At 70.4% G+C, this 15,633-nt stretch carries 13 protein-coding genes and 2 pseudogenes; 8 read left to right on the top strand and 7 right to left on the bottom strand.

Features of this window, described 5'->3' with window-relative positions:
* The first annotated feature begins 201 nt into the window (after nucleotides 1-201).
* The 3 genes and pseudogenes from B5D80_RS03765 (at nucleotide 202) to B5D80_RS35175 (ending at nucleotide 3,103) form a co-directional block, all read left to right on the top strand.
* Nucleotides 202-958, top strand: a pseudogene (locus B5D80_RS03765) (IS5 family transposase).
* A 109-nt stretch (nucleotides 959-1,067) separates the two neighbouring features.
* Nucleotides 1,068-2,045: a hypothetical protein gene (locus B5D80_RS03760; RefSeq protein ID WP_088642347.1), complete on the top strand. Its 978-nt coding sequence runs from the start codon at nucleotides 1,068-1,070 to the stop codon at nucleotides 2,043-2,045.
* A 14-nt stretch (nucleotides 2,046-2,059) separates the two neighbouring features.
* A complete protein-coding gene (locus B5D80_RS35175) occupies nucleotides 2,060-3,103 on the top strand; it encodes a hypothetical protein (RefSeq protein WP_483869374.1) in 1,044 nt (347 codons plus the stop codon).
* Nucleotides 3,104-3,765: 662 nt separating this feature from the next.
* Here the strand turns inward: B5D80_RS35175 and B5D80_RS03740 are convergent.
* On the bottom strand, nucleotides 3,766-4,044 hold the full coding sequence (locus tag B5D80_RS03740) for a type II toxin-antitoxin system Phd/YefM family antitoxin (RefSeq protein WP_088642344.1): 279 nt from the start codon (nucleotides 4,042-4,044) through the stop codon (nucleotides 3,766-3,768).
* 84 nt (nucleotides 4,045-4,128) lie between these two features.
* Complete coding sequence (locus B5D80_RS03735) at nucleotides 4,129-4,371, bottom strand: GntR family transcriptional regulator (protein WP_088642343.1); 243 nt, start codon at nucleotides 4,369-4,371, stop codon at nucleotides 4,129-4,131.
* 491 nt (nucleotides 4,372-4,862) lie between these two features.
* Here B5D80_RS03735 and B5D80_RS03730 point away from each other — a divergent pair.
* A pseudogene (locus B5D80_RS03730) lies at nucleotides 4,863-5,165 on the top strand (hypothetical protein); the annotation flags it as partial.
* A 53-nt stretch (nucleotides 5,166-5,218) separates the two neighbouring features.
* Here B5D80_RS03730 and B5D80_RS03725 read toward each other — a convergent pair.
* Complete coding sequence (locus B5D80_RS03725; protein ID WP_088642342.1) at nucleotides 5,219-5,599, bottom strand: nuclear transport factor 2 family protein; 381 nt, start codon at nucleotides 5,597-5,599, stop codon at nucleotides 5,219-5,221.
* A gap of 132 nt (nucleotides 5,600-5,731) precedes the next feature.
* On the opposite strand from B5D80_RS03725, the gene B5D80_RS03720 reads away from it, so the two are divergent.
* The gene (locus tag B5D80_RS03720; RefSeq protein WP_088642341.1) at nucleotides 5,732-6,265 is read left to right on the top strand and encodes a YbhB/YbcL family Raf kinase inhibitor-like protein; all 534 of its coding nucleotides are present in this window, start codon (nucleotides 5,732-5,734) and stop codon (nucleotides 6,263-6,265) included.
* Between the two features lie 51 nt (nucleotides 6,266-6,316).
* Here B5D80_RS03720 and B5D80_RS03715 read toward each other — a convergent pair whose 3' ends face one another.
* A complete protein-coding gene (locus B5D80_RS03715; protein WP_088642340.1) occupies nucleotides 6,317-7,027 on the bottom strand; it encodes a class I SAM-dependent methyltransferase in 711 nt (236 codons plus the stop codon).
* 346 nt (nucleotides 7,028-7,373) lie between these two features.
* Here B5D80_RS03715 and B5D80_RS03710 point away from each other — a divergent pair, with 346 nt between their 5' ends.
* Nucleotides 7,374-9,134 carry a DUF6311 domain-containing protein gene (locus B5D80_RS03710; RefSeq protein ID WP_088642339.1) on the top strand — a complete coding sequence of 587 codons (1,761 nt, stop codon included), beginning with the start codon at nucleotides 7,374-7,376 and terminating at the stop codon, nucleotides 9,132-9,134.
* A 10-nt stretch (nucleotides 9,135-9,144) separates the two neighbouring features.
* Here B5D80_RS03710 and B5D80_RS03705 read toward each other — a convergent pair whose 3' ends face one another.
* Nucleotides 9,145-9,936, bottom strand: a complete 792-nt coding sequence (locus B5D80_RS03705; RefSeq protein WP_088642387.1) for a hypothetical protein — start codon at nucleotides 9,934-9,936, stop codon at nucleotides 9,145-9,147.
* Nucleotides 9,937-10,276: 340 nt separating this feature from the next.
* On the opposite strand from B5D80_RS03705, the gene B5D80_RS03700 reads away from it, so the two are divergent.
* Nucleotides 10,277-11,776 carry a peptide deformylase gene (locus B5D80_RS03700; protein ID WP_088642338.1) on the top strand — a complete coding sequence of 500 codons (1,500 nt, stop codon included), beginning with the start codon at nucleotides 10,277-10,279 and terminating at the stop codon, nucleotides 11,774-11,776.
* A 98-nt stretch (nucleotides 11,777-11,874) separates the two neighbouring features.
* On the opposite strand, the gene B5D80_RS03695 is transcribed toward B5D80_RS03700, so the two are convergent.
* Entirely contained in the window at nucleotides 11,875-12,993 is a 1,119-nt protein-coding gene (locus B5D80_RS03695) for a globin domain-containing protein (protein ID WP_088642337.1), read from the bottom strand.
* A gap of 144 nt (nucleotides 12,994-13,137) precedes the next feature.
* Between B5D80_RS03695 and B5D80_RS03690 the strand changes: the two genes are divergently transcribed.
* Nucleotides 13,138-13,911 carry a CPBP family intramembrane glutamic endopeptidase gene (locus B5D80_RS03690; RefSeq protein ID WP_088642336.1) on the top strand — a complete coding sequence of 258 codons (774 nt, stop codon included), beginning with the start codon at nucleotides 13,138-13,140 and terminating at the stop codon, nucleotides 13,909-13,911.
* A gap of 31 nt (nucleotides 13,912-13,942) precedes the next feature.
* On the opposite strand, the gene B5D80_RS03685 is transcribed toward B5D80_RS03690, so the two are convergent.
* Nucleotides 13,943-14,587, bottom strand: a complete 645-nt coding sequence (locus tag B5D80_RS03685) for a hypothetical protein (RefSeq protein ID WP_211291376.1) — start codon at nucleotides 14,585-14,587, stop codon at nucleotides 13,943-13,945.
* Nucleotides 14,588-15,633: the final 1,046 nt, after the last annotated feature.

The following is a 15,633-nucleotide window of genomic DNA, read 5'->3' as shown; positions in this document are numbered from 1 at the left end:
GCGCAGGGCAGCGGCGGTTCCATGGTCCACCAAGAGGCCGTGGCGAGGTCTCACTCTGCCTCGCCGAGGGTTGCCGGCTTTCACTGGTCGCGGCAAATGAGCGGCAAAGCTGCTAACAACTCCTAACTCAATGAGGCTGGGCGTTACCAGGCGGACGTGAGGATCGTTCTGTGTGAACGTGGGGAGGGGTGAGCAGCCGCCGTGGATCGCTCGGACGACCTGTGGGCCCAGATCGCGCCGCTGCTGCTACCCCGTCCGCCTCGCCGGTACCGCTACCCCGGGCGGAAGCCCCTGGACGATCGCAAGGTGCTCTGCGGGATCCTGTTCGTGCTCTACACCGCGATCCCGTGGGAGTACCTGCCCCAGGAACTCGGCTTCGGCTCGCGAATGACGTGTGGGCGCAGGTTACGGGACTGGAACGACGCCGGTGTCTGGCAGCGGTTGCACGAGGTCCTGCTCGGTAAGCTCCGCGCCAGCGGGCAACTGGACATGTCTCGGGCGGTGATTGACGGTTCCCACGTCCGAGCGCTCAAGGGGCGGCCCAGAACCGGTCCGAGTCCGGTCGACCGCCGCAAACCAGGCTCGAAACACCACGTCATCACCGACGCGGGCACCCCAACTCATGCCTCTGATCGACAAGGTCCCCCGTATCAGGGGCATCCGCGGCCGGCCCCGGCAGCGACCATAGTGGCTGCACGCCGACCGTGGCTACGACTACGACTGCTACCGCCGCCAGCTTCGGGCGAGGGGCATCACCCCTGTGATCGCCCGACCCGGCACCGGCCACGGCTCTGGCCTCGGCACCCGACGATGGGTCGTCGAGCAGACCATCGCACTGCTGCGCTGGTTTCGCCGCCTGCGCATCCGCTGGGAGATCCGCGACGACATCCACGAAGCCTTCCTCACCCTCGCCTGCGCCATCATCTGCTGGCGCCGACTCCAACGCTCGAAGAGTTAGGAGTTGTAAGTGAGCTGGTGCCGGCACGCGTTGAACCAGACGTTGCAGGAGTAACCCCCAGCTCACGTTTGGCGATATGGTCAGCGGAGCGGAGAAGGGAGGATCCAGCATGGAGGCACGCCTCCAACCAGTCAACGCGATCCTTGGGCTGGTCATCGCGGGAGACGTCAACCCTCCGCTCTTGGCCGATGCCGGGTTCCGGGTGGTCGGTCTGGAGGTGCCAGCGGTCGGCCCTGCCGGCAAAGCGGTGATCGACGTCTTGCTTTTCCACGAGGCGACCAACCATCTGGTTCAATGCGAGTCGAAGTCCGGTGCCAACATCGAGGAAGGTCAGGCGAGGGCCTACGCGGCCATGCCAGCCGCCAACGCGGTGCAGGCCGCTTACGTGAACCTGCGCCACCGAACGACACCTACCATCGAGACTCTGTATCTATGCCTTGAAGAGCACGCCGAGCGGATCCGCCTCGGCTTGAAGACGATCGACATCGCGTTTCCTGTACTCGGGGTTGGTTATCGCCGTCTTGAGCTCCATGACGATGAGTACGCATCGGAGCTCCTTCGCGCCCCGCTTCAGGGGGGCGTCACGCTCAAGGCTCCGCCACCGAGACTCATCGCCTTCGATCCTGAGTCTCCTGCCGAGGCGGTGGAGCGCCAAGTACGACCGACGATGGTGGCCGAGCTATCAAAGCGCACGTCCCACATCAGCCTTACGGGACTCACCGAACGTGTCGCGCCGCATTACGGGCTTTACGGACACGCTGCCCAGAACAAGCTAAAGTCGGTAGTCAGAGCTGCGGTTGTGAAGATCGCCGAAGCTACGCCCGACCGGTTCGCGTTCGATCCCCCGGCCAACTCTCGCCCTGAGGGCTTGATCCGGTTCCTGAGGACGCCGGAAGATCACGACCCGCGTGGCCGGACGCAGGCCTACCAGGCGCTGGCCAGGATGGGGCAGGCGACGCCGAGGCGACGGCGGGCCGCTACGAACCCGAACCCTGACCAGATGGACCTGCTCAGCGAGTTGAGCACGGTGGATAATGACGCCGAGGACATAGACACGATGGCTGACGAGGAAGGGAGCCAGTCGTGAGCGCAAGGGCTGCCATGGCTGACGCATTGACTCTTAACCCCGCCTCGCCGACCAAGACGTTCGTGCTTGAAGCGCACGCAGACGAGCCCGGGGCCTACCTGGAGGATCTTGCTGGTGCGCCGAACGTTGAAGCCACTGATGACGCGTACATCTTCCGCGTTGGAACTGAACATGGAACTTTCTGGGTAGACCAGCTAAATCCTCGGTTTTGGAGTTTTCACACCGATATGAGGACGGATCGCGCGTCTTCTGCTTTGAATTCGTGGGTCGGAAGTCGGCGTGACTTGGACTGGGTTTGGCTTCCATCGGAGCACCTTCGCCATATCTGGCCAGGAGCTCGGGCGCGTCGAGTTCGAACCGATTTTCGGGGTAGAGCACTGCTTGGAGGCGCTGGCGCGGATACCGAAGACCTTAGGGTCCAACTTTCCGGCCGAAATGCCGAAGCTCTTCTTGACTTCATATCGAGTAGTGATGAGTTCCGGTCTGCAGTTTCGTTCGATGGTGTCGAAACAAGTCTGGCTGACCCTGACTTCGGCGTAGTGCGAGAGGCTGTTAATCGGATGGGCAAGTTCGCCGTATCCGGTGACTCTTTCGAGTTGCATTCGCTGTTCGTAAGCACAGTTGTTGACCGGTATAGTCGGCTGGTGCAACTCTGCGAACAAAAGGCGCTAGGTTGGGAATCCTCGGGCACCGAAGAGGGTGGCGGGAATGTAGTCGGAGGTCCAGTCGTCATCCTGTTTAGTAAACCAATTCCCGACCTTCCCAATTTCCTTGAAACCCTCTTCTCGTCACGTGCCCCCTTCCGACTATGGGGAATCCCAGAAATCACCTCTCAGGGCGTGGCCGAGGTTGAGGCGGTAGATCTACATGTGGGCCAGAGGCTGCGGTTTGATGTCGGGGACCTCTGGATGCGGATCTACTTGGAGCAGGGTAGCTGTGGCAATACGATCGCCCGGCTCGTCAGCAACCTTCAGCACCGATTCGACGGCGCGCTGCGCCTAGCCGACCCGGAGTTGGATGAAGCGGTGGGTCGGCACCTAGAGCCGATGGCCGCCTGATGCTCGCATCCGGCGCAGGTTCAGGCTTCTGAACACGCAAAGGGCCGATCCCCAAAGGACCGTCTTTTGCCATGGAGCCCAAAGTTTGGCGATCTCTTCTCGGGCATCAGTCGCCTCTAGCGCAGCCTCGATCCGCTTACGTGCCGCATCATCTGCCGTCGATAAATGAGGCATGGGCCTTAAGCAGCACATGCACACTGCGACAGGCCCAATCCCACACCCTCCGTCTTTATGGCAGCATAAATGCACCCTAAACTAGGGCGGACGCCCATCAGGGTGGCGTTGGTAGACCGAATTCCACGGCCGGTACTCGATTCGAGTATCCCGACGGAGGGACGCGAGGTCACGCAGGTGCAGGCCGTGGCCGATGCGGTGCCGTATAGGTGGCGGAATTTCATACCGGGACGGGGGCGTCGGGTATCAGTTCTGGCCGAGGCTCGCTGTGGGTAGTCCTGCCTCCTTAGCGCATTGGAGCAGTCGCTGGTCTTAGGTGACGAAGGTGGTGAGCGCCGCGCCGGACTCGTCGGTGAGCACGTGGGCGGTGGCTAGGTGAATGGCGTCGAGGCTGCGGAGCATTTCGTGGTGCGTATTGAGCCATGAGACGAGATCGGTGCGCTCCTACTGTCGAACCAGCTTGACGACGGCGGCGGAGTCGAGATAAGTCACCAGCACTCCTCGTCACGCATCGCGGCGAGCGAGACCGCCACGTCCACGTTCTCGTCACCGAGCTTCGGTGGAAGCGGCACCGAGCTACCGTCGGTAGGGGCCACGGCTCGCCCTGCGGCTTCCAACTTGGCCAACACCGATCTGTCGTCACCCACCGGCACAAGTCGGGCGATCGGGTGGCCGCAATCGGTGATTTCTGCAGTTTCGCCACCACTCACCCGGACCAACACCTGGCTCATGGTCTGGTTCAACTCCCGGACACCGATGCGCTCCATGGATCCGAATGTAGAACCAAGCGCTCTACCGTTCCAGCTACTGGCGTCAAGCTGGACCGTCCGCGCCGTCATCGGGCTCGAGAGCTACGCGTCTCCACGGCTCTCGGTGACGTACGTGCCGCGCTGGGGCATGGTCATGACCAGCCCGCGTTGCCGTAGTAGGGCGATCGCCGCGCGGACCGTGCCGCGTGCCACCCCGTACTCCTGCTGTAGCCGCAGCTCGCTTGGTAGCGGCTTGAGCGGCTGCAACTCTCCCGACTCGATGCGCTTGGTGATCAGGTCGGCGAGCTGCACGTAGAGAGGTGTCGGCGAGAACTGGTCGACCATGACGTCAACCTACGGACGACCAGAAAGCTCGGGTCGTTAGGTAGGTACTATACCTACTGGACAAGCTGAACCTCCTGTACTTATTGAACCAGAGGCGTTACCGTTTGCTCGGGTCGCAAACGTCGACGGAAGGATCGGACGCTCGTGCTGCGCTCGTTGGTCATGCATGCCCTGCGCCGGCTGGCTGGTCGTCCGGTTGCCTCCCCGCCGTTGGATCGCACCGGACCGGCGACCGCGTATCCGAATCAGACCGGCGCGTGGGCTCGGGTCCGGAGTGCGCCGCCGCAGCCCTACCCGCGCGCCGCCCCTGATGACTGCCCCTGCCGTCTGACGGTTGTCCGCCGGGGCGCGGTGGATGCGCGCAGCGGAGTGCCACTCCTGGTCCAGTCCGCGTGGGACTGCCTGGAGCACCACCGCCACAGCCGGTGCGGCAGATGCACCGAGGGCGGCTTCTGCCCGCTGGTCGAGGCCGCCCGTGCCCGGATCAGGGCATGGCGCAGGCTACGTCACGTCCGGGGCCAGCGGTGAACGCGCCGCTGCCGAAGGCCGGCGACCTGGTGTACGTCACCCGCGCCGCCAGCGTGCAGTTCGTCAAGCCGATCTGGTGCCGGGTCATCCGGGTGCTCGACTGGATCACCTACGACGGGTGGTGCTGGCTCGACGTCTACCAACTGGATGCCAAAGGCGACGCGGTCGCTCGTCGGTCGATCTTCGTACAGCCTGCGAAGCTGGAGAGCAGGCAACCGGTCGGCCGGCCTGAACAGCGGCGACCCCCGGGTGTGCGCCGCCGCCCCGACGCCGGTGGCAGCCGCCCTGCGTCGGCCGGCGAGCAGCCCGGACAGTCGGGTCAGGGGACGGGGCTGAGGTGGGCGGCGAGGATGCGCCAGCCGTACCCGTCGTCGTAGGCCCAGGTGCGGGTGTAGCGCAACCGCGCCGCGAACGGCTCACCCGCGAAGGTGCCGCTGACCCGCCCCCGGAAGAACGTCACCCCGGTCGTCCCGGCCACGACCAGCTCCAGTTCCTCCTCCACCAGCTCGTCGAGCACCGAGGTGCCGCTGCGGTGGGCGGCCAGGTCGTCGGACTTGCCGAAGATGCGACCGTCCGGCCCGACGGCGATCAGGCGGTCGTCGAGCAGGGCGTCGAGCGCGGCCACGTCGCCGGCCCGCTGGGCGGCCTGGAGACGGCGCTCCGCCTCCAACAGTTCCGCCTCACGTTCGGTGTCCTGCATGCGCCCTCCCGGTCGTCCGCCGCGTCCCCTCATTCTGGCGGTCCGACGGTGCGCGGTGCTTCCGGTTCGTCGTCCGGGCCCGGCGGGGTAAGAAGGGCGGAGAACATCGCGTACACCGGAAGGACCTTCCCGATGACCCTGGAACGACCGATCGCCCCGGACCCGTACGAGCTGCTGCCGACCGTCTCGTCGTTCGACCTGACCAGCGACGATGTGCACAACGGCGAGCCGATGGACGCCCGGTACGCGCACGGCAGCACCGGTGGCGAGAACGTCTCCCCGCACCTGGCCTGGTCGGGCTTCCCGGCCGAGACGAAGAGTTTCGTGGTGACCTGCTTCGACCCGGACGCCCCGACCGGCAGCGGCTTCTGGCACTGGGTGCTGGTCGACGTGCCCGCCTCGACGACCAGCCTGCCGACCGGCGTGCGGGAGGCGGACCTGGGCGGCGCGTTCAGCGTCCGCAACGACTACGGCGACACCGGCTACGGCGGCGCGGCCCCGCCGCCTGGCGACCGCCCGCACCGGTACGTCTTCGCGGTGCACGCGGTCGACGTCGACACGCTCGGCGTCGGGCCGGACGCCAGCCCCGCGTACGTCGGCTTCAACCTGGCGTTCCACACCCTGGCGCGGGCGGTCATCCGGCCGACGTACCAGATCAAGGAGTGACCGGTGGTCCGCCGGTCCCGCGTGCGCGGGACCGGCGGACGCGCGGTCCGGTCAGCCGGGCACCCGGGCGACGGCGAAGACGGACTGGCCGAACGGCGGCCTGACGAGCTGCTCGGCGGCCTTGGTGGCGGGCAGGACGAGGGTGTCGTACACCTTGACCATCGGGCCCTCCTTCGGCATCAGCCGGAAGACCTTGGTGGCCATGAAGTAGCCGATCAGGCCGAGGGCGTTGGCGTAGTGCATCGTCTCGACCCGCAGCCCGGCTGCGGTCATCGCGTCGCCGAGGGTCTTCTTGGTGTAGCGGCGCACGTGGCCGGTGGCGATGTCGGCGGGGCCCATCGCGAACTGGAACGCCGGCACGATGATGATCACCGCGCCGCCGGGCCGGACCAGGTCGCGCATGCTGCGCAGCGCGCCCACGTGGTCCTCGATGTGCTCCAACACGTTGTACGACACGGCCGCGCTGTAGTCGCCGCCGCCCGGGTGCGGCAGCAGCATCTCGCGGACCTCGATGGTTGGCTCGTCGACCAGCCGCTCCTTGAGCAGGATGAGCCGGTCCGGGTCGGCCTCGGTGGCGGTGAACCGGGGCACGTGCCGCGCCCACTCCAGGGCGTAGTCGCCCAGGCCGCTGCCGATCTCGATCGGGTCGTCACCGAGGTGGGGCACCGCCAGTTCGACGAACCACCGACGGTGGTTGACCGCGGTGGCCAGGCCCTCCAGCACCTCTGCCTGGACGCGCTGGTCCCCAAGGATTTCTGCCATGCGTCGATTCCTCACGATATGACTGACCCGCGCCTGGACCGACAGAGTGAATCATCCGCGTCAGGGGCGGAGGAAACGAGGCACTGTGAGGGCCGAAATGTGGTCGGGGGAGGGCACGTGATCGGCGGTCGGCGAACCCGGCACATAGTACGGCAGTACCCGAAACATGTCACGTGAGCGCCATAGGCCAACTACGCTCTGAATTGCTATGACTACTCCCGAATCGGAGCGCGGGACCGGTCGATCCGACGTCGGGGGCGCCGGGTCGACGCCGGCCCGACGGGTCGTCCGGCGGCGCTGGCGACGGGTGCTCCCGGCAGGCCGTTCACCGCGTGCCGGGCCGTCGGTGCCGGCCCGTCCCTCGGCCGCCGGGTGGCGGTGGGACGCGTTGGCCGTGGTCAGCTACGTCCTGCTGGCGTTCTGGGTGACCGCCCGGTTCTGGCGCGACCCGGCGGCCGGGGTACGCGACAACCGGTCGGACCAGGCGCAGTTCGAGTGGATGATGGCGCACGGCGCGCGGGTGGTCACGGAATGGAGCTATCCGTTCGGTTCGGACCGGATGAACGTGCCCGACGGCGTCAACCTGATGGCGAATACCTCGGTATTATCCGTCTCAATCCCGATGACCCCGGTCACTGTCCTCTTCGGGCCGCACTGGTCATTTCTTGTCTTTCTCACCCTGGGAATGGCGGCCACCGGCACCGCCTGGTACTTCTTCCTGTCCCGGGTGGTCACCCGCTCCCGGGGGCCGGCCTGGCTCGGCGCGGTCTTCTGCGCGTACGCCCCGGCGATGGTGTCGCACGCCAACGCCCACCCGAACATCGTCTCCCAGTTCGTCGTCCCACTGATCATCTGGCGCACCCTGCGGCTGGCCGAGCCGGGCCGGTGGCTGCGCAACGGACTCCTGCTCGGTCTGCTGGTCGTCTGGCAGGCCTTCCTCAACCTGGAGATCCTGCTGATGACCGCGATCGCCCTGGCCGTGGTGGTCGGCGCCCTCGCCATCGGCCGACCGCCGCTGCGCGCGGCGACCCGACCGTTCCTCGCCGGGCTCGGCGTGGCAGCGCTGCTGTCCGCCGTGCTGCTCGCCTACCCGCTGTACGTGCAGCTCTTCGGGCCGGGTTCCTACCACGGGCTGTCCCGGCTGATCCGGGGCTACCGCACCGACCTCGGCGCGTTCGTCGGCTGGTCGCGGGAGTCGCTGGCCGGGGACGCCCGGTCCGCCGACCCGCTGGCCAGCAACCCCACCGAGGAGAACGCCTTCTTCGGCTGGCCGCTGACCGTCCTGACGGTCGCCCTGGTCTGGTGGCTGCGGCGCAGCGCCCTGGTGGTCGGCCTAGCCGTCCTCGGCCTGCTCTTCGCCGTCCTGTCGCTGGGCCGGGAGGTGCAGCTCAACGGGCGTGACACCGGCGTCCCCGCCCCCTGGGCGCTGCTGGAGGACCTGCCCCTGCTGCACTCCGTGGTGCCCACCCGCTGGTCGCTGGCGATCACCCCGATCGTCGGGGTGCTGCTGGCCCTCGGTGCCCAGCGGGCCCGCGACCTCGCCCGCCGGCACCCGGCCGCCCGTCGGCAGATCCGCTTCGCCACGGTGACCGTCCTGCTGATGGCCCTGGTGCCGCTGCTGCCGACCCCGCTGCCGGCGACCCGGCTCGACCCGGTGCCGCAGTTCGTCACCGGCGGCGACTGGCGGCCGTACGTGGCGGGAGGGCGCAGCGTGGTGACCCTGCCGCTGCCCGACAACACCTACGCCGAGCCGCTGCGCTGGTCGGCCCGGACCGGGCTGGAGATGCCGCTGGCCCGGGGCTACTTCCTGGCCCCCGACACCCGGCCGTGGTCGCCCGAACCGGACGCCGCCCTGTTCACCGCCCCCTACCGGCGGACCAGCAACTTCTTCGGGGGGATCGCGCGGACCGGCACCGTCCCGCCGGTCACCGCCGCCGACCGGCGGGCCGCCGTGACCGACCTGCGTTACTGGCGGGCCGGCGTGGTGATCCTCGGCCCGCACCCGCACGCCGACGCGCTGCGACGGGCGATGACCGCGCTGACGGGCATCACGCCCGTCCGGACCGGCGGGGTGTGGCGGTGGGACGTCCGGCCGCTCACCGGGTGAGCCTGCCGGGTCAGGCCGTGCGGACGCAGCAGCCCTGGCAGACCTTCGGGCTGGGCAGGGTGAACGCCAGGCAGCAGGTGCGCCGCTGCACGGTCGGCTCGCCGCTGCGGCCGGGCACCAGCTCGACCAGGTCGGCCAGGTCGAGGGTGCCGAGCAGGGTGTCGATGGTGGTCACCGACGGGCCGGGCAGGGCGTCCGCCGCGCGCAGGATGCCGTGCGCGATCCCCGAGGCCACCGAGCCGAGCAGGGTACGCGCACCGACCCGTACCTCCGCCTGGATCGCGGTGATCATCGGGGCGAGGTGGGCGTCGAGCAGCGAGGCGCGCAGGAGACCGAGCAGCTCGGCCTCGTCGGCGGCGACCCGGACGCCGGGCTGGCCGGTGAGGGCGAGCGGGTCACCGGGCAGCACCGCGACGCTCGTCGAGCGGCGCAGGCCCATGGTGAGCAGTTGCCTGTGGTCCTCGAAGTGGATCAGTACGTCGGCCGGGTCGAGCAGCGGCACCCGGCGGGCCGAGGCCCAGCCCAGCGCCACCGGCAGTGCCGTCCAGTAGCTGTAGGACTTCCAGGCCAGCGCGGCGCAGGCGTGCGGCGTGCCGCCCCAGCGGCGGGCGGCGGCGCGCAGGAACTCGGGCATCCGGGTGCGTTCGACGAGGGTGGTGGCCGGGCTCCAGCCGATGTCGTCGGTGACCACCAGGCCGGGCGCGAGGCCGGGCAGCGCGTCGGTGCCGAACATGGCGCGCAGGGTGGCGGTGACCGGGGCGAGTCGGCCGGCGAGATCCTGGCCGGGCAGCACCGCCGTCATCCGGACCCCTCCCGTCCCGCTCGGCCCGCCACGGGTGGTGGCGGTCTCCTCGGCCACTCCGGTGCCGGAGGGGTCGTCCGTGAAACTTCGTCCGCGAAGCTAAGGCTAGCCTAACCATGCCTGGGGCTCTGAGGGAAGCCTCCGCAGAGGTGGATCGGGAGGCCGGCGTCACCATGTCCGTTCCGTCGGTAAGGCTCGGCCCGGTTTGGCTACTACCCGGCCGAACATGGGAAAAACGCGGGCGATGTCAAGGCATATGTCGGCAACGTGCCAGTTCGCTACAGGGCGGCGGGAGGAACGTGAAGACTTGTCATCCCGGCTGCGCTGCGTGAGGAAGCTGATGACGACCTCTCCCCTGGAGCGGGCCGCCGATTCGTTCGCGGCGGAACTCGCCCGGCACCGGACGGGGCGAGGGCTGACCAAGAAACAGCTCGCCACGATGATGGGCTTCGACCCGTCGTACGTGAGCCACGTCGAGGGGCGACGACACCGGCCCACCGAGGACTTCGCCCGCCGCGCCGAGGCCGTCCTCGACGCCGGAGGCGTCATCTGGCAGCGGTTCCGCGAGTACGACCAGCTCCGCCAGACCCGGGCCACCCCCGGCCCCCGCGAACCCGCACCCCCCGGCCGCTGGCTCCCCCCGGGCACCGGGCTCGTCGTCGAACGGGAGACCGCCACCCTCACCCTGGTCGACGGCACCTACCGGTGCGTGATCCGCCGCCGGCTGCACAACGCCGGCACCGAACCGGTCACCCGGTACCTCGTCCGGGTCGCCGTCGACAGGTGGCCCGACGACCCCGGCCGCTCCAACCGGCACCACCGCGAACACCCGCTCACCTTCGCCGAGCTGCGCTTCCGTGCCATCCACCACGACGACGGCGCCCGCGAACCGATGCACTGGCGGGTCCGCCACGACCGGGACGCGTACAAGGAGATCTGGCTGCTGTTCGAGAACGCCGACGGGCGGTTCCCGCTGCACCCCGGCGAACGCGCCGAGGTCGAGTACGCCTACCGGGTCGGCCGGGTCAAGTGGGGCCCCTGGTTCCAGCGGGCCGTCCGCCTGCCCACCCGGCACCTCGCCGTACGACTGGACCTCCCGGCGGCCCTCGACCCCCGGGTCTGGGGGGTGGAGACCTCGCTGTCCGCCGACGAGGGGCCGCTGCGCACCCCGGTCCGCCGGCACGACCGGGGGGACCGGGTGGTCTTCGACTGGTCCACCGACGACCCGCCGCTCAACACCCGCTTCCGCCTCCAGTGGCGGTTCCGGCAGGAAGCCGCCGAGACGCCCCCCGTGCCGACCCGCCCGGCCGACCGGATGCGCGCCCTCGGCGTGCTGCCCCCCGACGCCACCCCGTCCGGCCGACCCGCCCGCCCCCTGCACCTGCCCCGGGAGGCCGCCGCCGCCCGCGAGGTGGCCGACCGGCTCACCGACCTGCTGACCCGGGCCGAGGAGATGCACCCGCTCAGCGCCGGCACCGGCCTCGCCGCGCCGCAGATCGGCCTGGACGTCGCCGTCGCCGTGGTCCGCCCCGCCGACCGGTCCGCCCCGCCGGTCGTCCTGGTCAACCCCCGGGTGGTCGGGGAGAGCCCGGAAACCGTCGAACAGTACGAAGGCTGCCTCGCCGCCGCCGACCACCGTGGCCTGGTACCCCGCCCGCTGCGCATCGAGGTCGAACACGCCCGCGCGGACGGCAGCCGGATGATCACCTCGTTCGCGTACGGGATGGCCCGGTTGGTCGCCCACGAGATCGACCACCTCGACGGCCGGGCCTGGACCGACCGGATGGCCCCCGGCGTGCCGCTGGTCCCCGTCGAGGAGTACCGCGAGAGCAACGTCTGAACCCTGCCCCGGACACCGGTCCGGGTGGGCACGGAGGGGACCGGGGCGCGTGCCCCAGGGGGCGGGGGCACGCGCCCCGGTTCGGGGGGAGTAAAGCTCTACAGGTTGCCGAACGTGTCGTACCTGATGTGCTGCGGCGGGACGTCGTCCTCGGCGAGCGCCCGCAACGTCGCCCGGACCATCGCGGCCGAACCGGAGACGTAACAGTCGTGCGACGTCCACGGGCCGTACCGGGCCACCACGTCGGGGACGTCCCCCCGCTCACCGGCGAAATCCGGGTCGTCGCTGCACGACGGGGTCACCGACAACCAGGGATGGGCGGCGACCAACTCCTCCAGCCCGGCCAGGCCGTACAGCTCGCCGGCGTGCCGGGCACCGTAGAAGACGTGCACCCAGCGGGCCCGGTTCCAGCCCGCCAGCTCCTCCACCATCGCCTTCACCGGGGCCAGGCCGACCCCGCCGGCCACACAGAGGATGTCCCGCCCGGAATCGCGGTCCACCGTCATCGACCCCATCGGGGCGGCCACCCGCAGCAGGTCACCAGGCTTGGTCCGGCGCACCAAAGCCCCGGAGACCCAGCCCGCGCCGGCCGGCGTACGGACGTGGAACTCCAGCACGTTGTCGTCGTTCGGGGCGTTCGCCACCGAGTACGTGCGCCACACCCGGGGCAGGTGCCGGGGCACCTCGACGCTGACGTACTGGCCGGCCTTCCAGACCAGCGGGTGCTGCAGGGCGCGGACGGTCAGCACGGCGGTGTCGCTGCCGTACCGCTCGTGGGTGAGCACCTCCGCGTGCCAGTACGGCGGGTTCTCGTCCGACTCCGCCCCGGCCAGCATCGTCGCCGTGATCGCCGCGTACGCGTCCCGCCAAGCCTGGTCGTACTCCAGGTTCCAGCCGTCACCGGCGGTGGTACGCAGCGCGTCGAGCAGCGCCACCCCCATCGTCGCGTAGTGCGCGGCGTCGACGTGGTACTTGCGGTGGTCCCGACCCAGCGAACGCAGGTACTCGTCGAAACTCTCCGGGTCGTCCATCACCTGGGTGGCGGTGACGATCGCGTCCAGGATCCGGTCGCCCTGGCCGGTCATCTCCGCCGGGAACAACCGGCGCAGCTCCTGGTCGAGCAGGAACAGCCGGGCGTAGAAGCGACCGCTCAGCCGGTCCCGGTCCTCCTCGACCAGGGTCCAACTCTCCTTCAGCAGCCGAGCGAAGTTGTCCACGGGGGGCGGTCCTCCTCCTGACGGCGGATCGGGCCCCGATAGAATGTCCACGGAGCGTGTGCACCGGTCGCACAGAATGTGCGATCGGCTCATCTGACCCACCGGCCGGTGCGATCGGGCCACCCCGTCGGGCAGAGTGGTGCGGTGACCGTTGAGCAGCACACCCGCCCGGAGTCCCGGCGGGTCCTCGGCACCGAGACCCTGCTGGTCCTCGGCCTGTCACTCGGGCAGTCGGCCGTCTACGCCGTGGTGTCGCTGGCCGCGAAGCTGACCGCCGACGGGCCGCTGTCCCAGCAGACCGCCTCGCTCAACACCTCACGGTCCGCCCGCCCCTGGCTCGACCTGACGTACCAGCTGCTCGGCATCGCCTTCGCGCTGCTGCCGGTGCTGCTCGCCGTACACCTGCTGGCGCGTGACCCCGGCGACCCGGCGCGGACCCTCGGGGTGGACCTGCGACGGCCCGGGTCCGACCTGGCCCGGGGCGCCGGGCTGGCCGCGCTGATCGGCCTGCCCGGCCTGGCCCTGTTCTGGGCGGCAGCGCAGCTCGGCGTCAACGCCACCCTGGTCCCCGCCGGCCTGCCGCCCCTGTGGTGGGCGGTGCCGGTGCTGGTCCTCGCCGCCGTGCAGAACGCCGTGCTGGAGGAGGTGATCGTGGTCGGCTACCTGGTCACCAGGCTGCGCCAACTCCAGTGGCGGCTCGGCGCGGTCATCGCGACCAGCGCGCTGCTGCGCGGCTCCTACCACCTCTACCAGGGCTTCGGCGCGTTCGTCGGCAACGCCGTGATGGGCGTCGTGTTCAGCCTGTTCTACCTGCGCACCCGGCGGGTGATGCCGCTGATCGTGGCGCACACCCTGCTCGACGTGGTCGCCTTCGTCGGCTACTCGCTGCTGCCGAAGGACTGGTTCGACTGGCTCTGACCACCGCCGTCCCCGCCGATCTTCGGGCGGTCTAGCTGCCGGTCCGGGCGGGCCGGTAGTTGGCCACCGCGCGGGCGGCCAGCAGGTCGGTCGCCGCCGCGTCACCCGCCGCCGTCGCCAGCACCGCCGCCCCGGGTAGCAGCCGGGCCGCCAGCCGGAGCGCGGCCCAGCCGCCCGCCTGCACGGCCAACGGCGCCGCCAGCCGCCACGCGGCCTCCGCCGCACGCGGCCACGGCCCGTCGCCGGGACCGTCCGCCGCCCGCGCCGCATCCAGTGCGGTACGGGCACTGTCCGCATCCGGGTGCACCCGGGTAAGCACCAGCAACTCCACCGCCCGCTCCGGGTCGGCCGGGTCCCGGCCGTACGCCGCCGCCACGTGCAGCACCAGCGCCGACTGCGTCCAGAGCACCACCACCAGCTCGGCCAGCGGCGCGAACAGCCCGGCCACCGCCGCCGTCGCCCCACCCACCCCGGCCCACCTGACGAACCGCCGGGTGGCCAGCCGGGCCAGCCCGTCCGGACCGGCATCCGGATACGCCGCGCGCAGCCCGCGCGCCCACTCCCGGGCCTGCGGCCCGATCCCCTCGACGGCCGCCAGGGCCAGCAACTCCGGCGCGAACCCCGGATGGGCCAGCAGCCGGGTCCGGATCACCGCCAGCTCCAGGCGTCCCGGCACCGCGCCACCCGGGCCCGTCCCCTCCGCTCCGGCGGGTGCGCTGGCGGCGGCGCTTAGGGTGGCGACGGGGTCCGGTCCGGCGGGTGGGCGCTGCCCGGCGGTCGAGGTGGGTTCCGTGGCTGGAGGGCTGGTGGGTCCGGGTTCCGGTGCAGCCTTCTTCGGCGGGGTCGCCCGGGTGCGGGGCGCGGCCCGGCGGGGGGTGGAGGCGGCCTCCGCCGTCGTCGCCTTTCGCGCGGTGCGCTTACGTGGCGGTGTGACCGGTTCTGCTGCCGTGCCCGGCTCGGGCGTTTCTGTGCCCGGTTCCGTCGTTTCTGTGCCCCGCTTCGTCGTTTCTGTGCCGGGCTTCGTCGTTCCTGTGCCCCGCTTCGTCGTCGGTGCGGCCGCTTCCGACGGAGTGGCGGTGGCCGCGCGCGGCGGGCCGGCTGCTTCCGGTGGTGGGTTCGATTCCTGCGGCGGGGCTGTTTCGGGTGCTGTGTTCGCGGTGGCGTCGGCGGGGCCGGCGGCCTGGTCCGGTGGTAGCTGTCCGGGGGCCGGGTCGGTGGTGCTGCCGGCGACCGCACCCGCCGCCCGCTTGCGGGGGGTACGCCGCGCGGCCGGCGTCCGCGCAGTGGTGGGGCGTGCCGGCTCGCTGGCGGCGTCGGGCGTCGCGGTGGTGGTGCCGGGTGCCGGTGCGTCGCCGGTGCCGGGCGTCGTCGGTGCCGTCGGCGGGGCGTCCGCCGCGCCGGTCGGCTCGGCTGCCGACCGGTCCTCGGCCGCGCGGCGCGGTCGGGCGGCAGCCGTCGGCGGCGGTACGGGTGACTCGGCGGCAGGCGGTTGGAACAGCACAGCCGGTGCCGCTTTCGTCGGGCGGGTCCGCTTCGGCCGGGGCGTCGCGTCGTCGTCGGAGGGCTGCTGCTGCCGGGGCGGCGCAGGCGGCGGCGTGAAGGTCGCCTCCGGCGAGCGGCGACGCGCCCGGTCGCTGGCGGGGCGGCGGGGCGGGTCGCTCGGCGGCTGCTCCTGCATGGAACAGGAGCGTAGCCGCGAACGTGACCTCGCACACGCGGGAA

Origin of the sequence: Micromonospora wenchangensis, from assembly GCF_002210435.1 — a bacterium.
Lineage (GTDB): Bacteria > Actinomycetota > Actinomycetes > Mycobacteriales > Micromonosporaceae > Micromonospora > Micromonospora wenchangensis.
Note: the sequence above shows the minus strand (reverse complement) of the source record. Positions and strands in the feature narration are given on the sequence as shown.

Excerpts from the sequence above, each read along its gene's own strand:
- B5D80_RS03760 (WP_088642347.1), top strand. The coding sequence starts at position 1,068 with ATGGAGGCACGCCTCCAACCAGTCAACGCGATCCTTGGGCTGGTCATC.
- B5D80_RS35175 (WP_483869374.1), top strand. The coding sequence starts at position 2,060 with ATGGCTGACGCATTGACTCTTAACCCCGCCTCGCCGACCAAGACGTTC.
- B5D80_RS03740 (WP_088642344.1), bottom strand. The coding sequence starts at position 4,044 with ATGGAGCGCATCGGTGTCCGGGAGTTGAACCAGACCATGAGCCAGGTG.
- B5D80_RS03735 (WP_088642343.1), bottom strand. The coding sequence starts at position 4,371 with ATGGTCGACCAGTTCTCGCCGACACCTCTCTACGTGCAGCTCGCCGAC.
- B5D80_RS03725 (WP_088642342.1), bottom strand. The coding sequence starts at position 5,599 with ATGCAGGACACCGAACGTGAGGCGGAACTGTTGGAGGCGGAGCGCCGT.
- B5D80_RS03720 (WP_088642341.1), top strand. The coding sequence starts at position 5,732 with ATGACCCTGGAACGACCGATCGCCCCGGACCCGTACGAGCTGCTGCCG.
- B5D80_RS03715 (WP_088642340.1), bottom strand. The coding sequence starts at position 7,027 with ATGGCAGAAATCCTTGGGGACCAGCGCGTCCAGGCAGAGGTGCTGGAG.
- B5D80_RS03705 (WP_088642387.1), bottom strand. The coding sequence starts at position 9,936 with ATGACGGCGGTGCTGCCCGGCCAGGATCTCGCCGGCCGACTCGCCCCG.
- B5D80_RS03700 (WP_088642338.1), top strand. The coding sequence starts at position 10,277 with ATGACGACCTCTCCCCTGGAGCGGGCCGCCGATTCGTTCGCGGCGGAA.